The organism is Enterobacter cloacae complex sp. P29RS (assembly GCF_014893445.1).
GTDB classification, from domain to species: Bacteria; Pseudomonadota; Gammaproteobacteria; order Enterobacterales; family Enterobacteriaceae; genus Enterobacter; species Enterobacter intestinihominis.
Genome location: NZ_JADBPZ010000042.1, coordinates 1 through 5139, shown reverse-complemented (window position 1 = coordinate 5139; position 5139 = coordinate 1). Strand labels below are relative to the sequence as shown.

7 protein-coding genes and 1 riboswitch are annotated in these 5139 nt (G+C 56.3%); of the genes, 1 reads left to right on the top strand and 6 read right to left on the bottom strand.

Annotation, left to right across the window (positions count from 1 at the left end; genetic code table 11):
• Positions 1-204: 204 nt before the first annotated feature.
• The 6 genes from IM282_RS21745 to moaA form a co-directional block, all read right to left on the bottom strand.
• Positions 205-912, bottom strand: a complete 708-nt coding sequence (locus IM282_RS21745) for a Bax inhibitor-1/YccA family protein (RefSeq protein ID WP_015571081.1) — start codon at positions 910-912, stop codon at positions 205-207.
• A 58-nt stretch (positions 913-970) separates the two neighbouring features.
• Positions 971-1423 carry a molybdopterin synthase catalytic subunit MoaE gene (gene moaE / locus IM282_RS21740; protein WP_192970821.1) on the bottom strand — a complete coding sequence of 151 codons (453 nt, stop codon included), beginning with the start codon at positions 1421-1423 and terminating at the stop codon, positions 971-973.
• A 1-nt stretch (position 1424) separates the two neighbouring features.
• Positions 1425-1670 (bottom strand): molybdopterin synthase sulfur carrier subunit, encoded by a 246-nt coding sequence (gene moaD / locus IM282_RS21735; protein WP_192970820.1) that lies wholly within the window; start codon positions 1668-1670, stop codon positions 1425-1427.
• Complete coding sequence (gene moaC, locus IM282_RS21730; RefSeq protein WP_023305732.1) at positions 1663-2148, bottom strand: cyclic pyranopterin monophosphate synthase MoaC; 486 nt, start codon at positions 2146-2148, stop codon at positions 1663-1665. Before moaC ends, moaD begins: the two co-directional genes overlap by 8 nt.
• A 3-nt stretch (positions 2149-2151) precedes the next feature.
• Complete coding sequence (gene moaB, locus IM282_RS21725) at positions 2152-2664, bottom strand: molybdenum cofactor biosynthesis protein B (RefSeq protein ID WP_192970819.1); 513 nt, start codon at positions 2662-2664, stop codon at positions 2152-2154.
• 24 nt (positions 2665-2688) lie between these two features.
• Positions 2689-3678, bottom strand: coding sequence for a GTP 3',8-cyclase MoaA (moaA, locus tag IM282_RS21720; RefSeq protein ID WP_022647500.1), 990 nt, complete (start codon positions 3676-3678; stop codon positions 2689-2691).
• A riboswitch (molybdenum cofactor riboswitch) is annotated at positions 3666-3799 on the bottom strand. It overlaps the preceding gene by 13 nt.
• Positions 3800-4025: 226 nt before the next feature.
• Here moaA and yvcK point away from each other — a divergent pair.
• Positions 4026-4934: a uridine diphosphate-N-acetylglucosamine-binding protein YvcK gene (yvcK, locus tag IM282_RS21715; RefSeq protein ID WP_023299636.1), complete on the top strand. Its 909-nt coding sequence runs from the start codon at positions 4026-4028 to the stop codon at positions 4932-4934.
• Positions 4935-5139 lie beyond the last annotated feature (205 nt).

The following is a 5139-nucleotide window of genomic DNA, read 5'->3' as shown; positions in this document are numbered from 1 at the left end:
CCTGGCACGTTCACCGTTCATGTCGTTACAGAGTAGCAAGGAACATAAAGTGAACGGAATGACCACCACCGCCGTATGTTCCCCTCACCCTAACCCTCTCCCCGGAGGGGCGAGGGGATTGCTCAGTGCTCGCATTAATTTGTGGGGAACCCTCAGCCCTGTGGGAGAGGGTCAGGGTGAGGGCATCAGACAGCGCCACCCTCACTAACGCCGGTTGCCAAAAATACGCAGCAGCATCAGGAACAGGTTGATGAAGTCCAGATAAAGCGTCAGTGCGCCCAGAATCGAGTATTTGCGCAGGTTTGAACTGTCGCGAACATCAATTTGTTCACCGATGTTTTTCAGTTTCTGGGTGTCGTAGGCGGTTAAGCCCACGAAGATCACCACCCCGATATAGGTCACCGCCCACATCAGCGCGTCACTCTTCAACCACAGGTTCACCAGCGACGCCAGCACAATCCCTATCAGCCCCATAAACAGCATGTTGCCGAAGCCGCTCAGGTCACGTTTGGTGGTGTAACCGTACAGGCTCATCACACCGAACATCCCGCCGGTCACCACAAAGGTGCTGGCGATGGAGGAGTAGGTGTAAACGATGAAAATACTGGAGAGCGTCAGCCCGGTCAGCGCCGAATAGAGCATAAACAGCGTGGTCGCCATGCCCGCGCTGAGCTTGTGCACCAGCCCGGAGAGCACGAATACCAGCGCCAGTTGCGCAATAATCAGCCCAAAGAAGGTGATTTTGCTGGAGAAGATAAACATCATCAGTTCAGGCGTGTTTGCCGCATACCACGCGATAAACGCGGTAAGCAGCAGGCCAACCGTCATCCAGCCATATACCTGAGCCATGTAGGTTTGCAGCCCGCTACGGGTCTGCTGAACTATCGAATCGGAACGCGGAAATCGGTCCATGATTCACTCCTGATTAAGTAAACACACACGTTAAGACTAACACATCCACGTAAACCTGTTACCAGCGGCTGGCAGCCTGTTTGTCGCTGTCCCGCGATTCCACCCAGCGCTCACCTTCCGGCGTCGCTTCACGCTTCCAGAACGGCGCTTTAGTTTTGAGGTAATCCATGATGAACTCCCCCGCCGCAAAAGCACTCCCGCGATGGGCGCTGGTGACGCCGACAAACACAATTTCTTCGCCGGGCCACATTTCGCCGATGCGATGGATAACCGTAACGCGCCCCAGCGGCCAGCGGCCTCGCGCCTCTTCGACAATGGCCGCCAGCGATTTTTCGGTCATTCCCGGATAGTGCTCCAGCGTCAGCGCTTTTACGCTGTCGCCGAGATTATGATTACGCACTTTCCCGGTAAAGGTCACGACCGCGCCGTCTTCGTCGCGCCCGGTCAGCCAGTCATATTCCGTGCCCACGTTAAAACGCTCATGGCCAACCAGAATTCGGGTTTCCGTCATCTCAACCCCCTGTGACCGGCGGGAAGAAGGCCACTTCATCCCCATCAGCCAGCGGGTGGGTCAACTCCACCAGCGTCTGATTCACGGCGGCCAGCAGTTTGCCTTCATCCAGCGCCAGCGCCCAGCGGTCGCTTTTCGCCGCCAGATGCGCACGCAGGGCGGCGACGTTTTCGAAAGAGCCGTCCAGCGTCAGGCTGTCGGTATTAACCAGCTCACGGACCTGGGCAAAAAAGAGCACCTTAATCATGGATTTCCACCTTAAAATCACCGGATTTGCCGCCGCTTTTTGCCAGCAGACGCACCGGGCCAATCACCATATCTTTCTGCACCGCTTTACACATGTCGTAGATGGTCAGCGCCGCCACGGAGGCTGCCGTTAACGCCTCCATCTCCACACCGGTTTTCCCGGTTAAGCGGCACAGGGACTCGATACGCACGCGGTTATGCTCCGGCTGCGCCTGCAAATTTACCTCCACTTTGCTAAGCATCAGCGGATGGCAGAGCGGGATGAGGTCCCAGGTGCGTTTAGCGGCCTGAATACCGGCGATGCGGGCGGTGGCAAACACATCACCCTTGTGATGGCTACCGTCGATAATCATCGCCAGCGTCTCCGGCAGCATGGTGACGAACGCTTCAGCACGCGCCTCGCGCACCGTTTCGGCTTTGGCGGAGACATCCACCATATGCGCTTCGCCAGCGGCGTTTATGTGGGTCAGTTGTGACATAGCTTATTTCTTTAAATGGGGATGGAAATTACACGGACGGGTACGGGCATCCAGCTGCGGGGCAATAATGTTCTCCCACGCGGTGCGGCAGGCTTTGGTCGAGCCCGGCATGGCGAAGATCAGCGTCTTGTTCGCTACCCCCGCGACGGCACGGGACTGGAGCGTAGAGGTGCCAATCTCTTCAAATGAGAGCATGCGGAACACTTCGCCGAAGCCTTCTACTTCGCGATCGAACAGCGGAAGCAGCGCTTCCGGCGCCTGGTCGCCTGCGGTAAAGCCGGTGCCGCCAGTGATCAGTACAACCTGGACGTCATCACTCGCAATCCACTGTGAAACCTGAGCGCGAATGGCGTAACGGTTCTCTTTGACGATCGCTTTATCAACAATCTGGTGCCCGGCTTCGTGTGCCGCCTCGCGCAGGCAGTGGCCGGAGGTATCATCCTCTTCACCACGACGTTCGGAAACGGTAAGAATAGCAATGCGTGTCGGGATAAATTCCGCGCTTACCTGACTCATCTTCTGGTTCCTTCTAAAGCCTGATTACCCGCCGATATAGGACAGGTTCTGAGTAATGCCGGTGTTGCCCTGATGCAGGAAATGGGTCTGCTTTTTGTGCGTCAGCGCCTCGGAAATGCGTGCTTCAAGCGCGTCCTGTTGGGCGTCGTCTTCCAGCAAATCGCGCAGATCGACGCCGCCATCCCCGAACAGGCAGAGGTGCAGCTTGCCAACAGAGGAGACGCGCAGGCGGTTGCAGCTGGCACAGAAGTCTTTTTCATAGGGCATGATCAGGCCGATTTCGCCTTCATAATCCGGATGACAAAAGACCTGCGCCGGGCCATCGCTGCGCTGGCGGATCTGGTGGATCCAGCCGCGTTTCAGCAGTTCGTCACGCAGGACCATGCCGGAGATGTGATGGCGACGGAACAGCTCGCTGCCCTCCCCGGTCTCCATCAGCTCAATAAAACGCAGTTGAATGCGGCGCGGTTTGATCCACGCCAGAAAGGTGTCCAGCTGATGGTGGTTCACATCACGCATCAACACGGTATTGACTTTGACCTTGTCGAAACCGGCGGTGAACGCGGCATCGATGCCGTCCATTACCTGCTGGAACTTATCCTGGCCGGTAATGGCGTGGAACTGACGGGCGTCCAGGCTATCGACGCTGACGTTGATCGCCGTCAGCCCCGCATCGCGCCAGTTCGCCACGTCACGCGCCATGCGGTAACCGTTGGTGGTCACCGCTATCTGGCGGATACGTTCGTTTTCACGCACGGCGGCAATGATGTCAGGGAAATCACGGCGCAGGGAGGGCTCTCCCCCGGTAAGACGCACTTTTTCCGTACCGAGTTCAGAGAACGCGCGCGTGACGCGGCGTACTTCTTCCACGGAGAGAAAGCCATTATTGGTGACGCTGCCCGGCTTGTAGCCATCGGGCAGGCAGTAGGTGCAACGGAAGTTACACACGTCGGTAATCGACAAACGTAAGTAGAAAAACTTACGCGCGAAAGCATCAGTAAGTTGTGAAGCCATGTACACCTTTCCAGATCGGGAGGCACAGTCATTTCTTTCTGTACCCTGGTGGCAAATCCGCCACGGCCAGGGCGCCATATCTCTCGACACAGGCGCCAGGGCTAGAGTGTATGTTTTCAGTTTTGAAAACGTGGTTATGGCGATAGTAGCGTGGAAATCGCCACTTCGCCATTGTCGCTTGTCGCTATATAAATTTATACATAACGATGTTATCGTGCATTTTCACTACAGAATACGCAAAAACAGCGCTTTCGCATTGATATACGTCATTATGGTTTGTGAGAGGCATCGTCTTTTAGGAGTAGTTGCGTTACTGTGACGCAAGCTTAACAGGATAAGGAATAGGTATGCGCAATCGCACTTTTGCGGATCTGGACCGCGTGGTCGCTCTTGGAGGAGGTCACGGTCTGGGACGGGTTATGTCGTCGTTATCGTCACTGGGCTCACGCCTGACGGGCATCGTGACAACAACGGACAACGGCGGCTCAACCGGGCGGATCCGACGTGCTGAAGGCGGGATAGCCTGGGGTGATATGCGCAACTGCCTCAACCAGCTCATCACTGAGCCAAGCGTGGCCTCGGCGATGTTTGAGTACCGTTTTGGGGGAAATGGCGAACTTTCAGGCCATAACCTTGGAAATCTGATGTTAAAGGCGCTGGATCACCTGAGCGTGCGCCCTCTGGAAGCGATCAATTTAATTCGTAACCTGCTAAAAGTGGATGCGTTCCTGATCCCGATGTCCGAACAGCCGGTAGATTTGATGGCGATCGATGCTGACGATCACGAAGTGTATGGTGAAGTGAATATCGACCAGCTTCTCCTTCCGCCAAAAGAGCTGATGACCTACCCCAGCGTACCCGCAACGCGTGAAGCGGTTGAAGCGATTGGCGAGGCCGATCTGATCCTGATTGGGCCGGGGAGTTTTTATACCAGCCTGATGCCGATCCTGCTGGTGAAAGAGCTGGCGCAGGCGCTGCGCAGAACGCCTGCGCCCATGGTCTATATCGGTAATTTAGGCCGCGAACTCAGTCCGGCGGCGGCAAGCCTGTCGCTGGCGGATAAGCTGGACCTGATGGAACAGTATGTTGGTAAGAAAATTATCGATGGTGTCGTGGTCGGGCCAAAAGTAGATGTGTCGGGGATTGGCGATCGCGTGGTGGTGCAGGAGCCGCTGGAAGCCAGCGATATTAAATATCGCCACGACCGCCATCTGCTGCGCGAGGCGCTGGAGAAGGCGATTCAGGCATTAGGTTAGGTTCTTTTTGTGCGGCCTGATGCCCTCACCCCGGCCCTCTCCCACAGGGCTGAGGGATCCCCACAAATTAATGCGAGCACTGAGCAATCCCCTCGCCCCTCCGGGGAGAGGGTTAGGGTGAGGGGAACATACGGCGGTGGTGGTCATTCCGTTCACTTTATGTTCCTTGCTACTCTGTAACGACATGACCGGTGAACGTGCCAGG